The organism is Salinicola socius (genome assembly GCF_001937195.1).
Taxonomy (GTDB): Bacteria; Pseudomonadota; Gammaproteobacteria; order Pseudomonadales; family Halomonadaceae; genus Salinicola; species Salinicola socius.
In genome coordinates this window covers 1-528 of record NZ_MSDO01000116.1, presented here as the reverse complement: position 1 = coordinate 528, position 528 = coordinate 1, and the positions used below count along the sequence as shown (strand labels likewise).

1 protein-coding gene is annotated in these 528 nt (G+C 51.7%); it reads right to left on the bottom strand.

Going from position 1 to position 528, the window contains the following annotated elements; genetic code table 11:
• Window positions 1-189 precede the first annotated feature (189 nt).
• Window positions 190-528 (bottom strand): tyrosine-type recombinase/integrase (locus BTW07_RS19125; RefSeq protein ID WP_158025906.1); only part of this gene is annotated, 339 nt, incomplete at its 5' end.

Genomic DNA, 528 nt, shown 5'->3' with positions numbered 1-528 from the left:
GAATATGCGTCAAGACTGCGTCAACCAACTGTCAACCGCGTTGACGCTTAGAGACGGGCATTGACGGTTTCGGTTCTCATAACTGGCTGTTTTTACGGATAAAGACGGCCAGTGATAGGTTTTTTACAGCTCTCATAATCCCTTGGTCGTAGGTTCAAGTCCTACTGGGCCCACCATAAAATCAGTAACTTACTTCAATTTCCGACCCGTTTCAGGGTTCCATTTCTCGTCGGTGTCAACCAAGTGTCGACCGGGCATTTTCGGCCCGAATTTCAAGCTGTCGGCCAGGTGGTCGGGGGAGAGATGGGCGTAGCGCATGGTCATCTGAATCGTCTGGTGTCCGAGGATCTTCTGCAGCGTCAGCAAGTCACCGCCATTCATGATGAAGTGGCTAGCGAATGTATGGCGCAGGACGTGAGTACGTTGGCCCTTAGGCAGCTCGATTCCTGTTCGGTTCATTGCCTCAGAGAAAGCCTGATAGGCGTCCTGGGGGAACAGACGACCGCTTCGTTTTCCGTGATTCTTTAA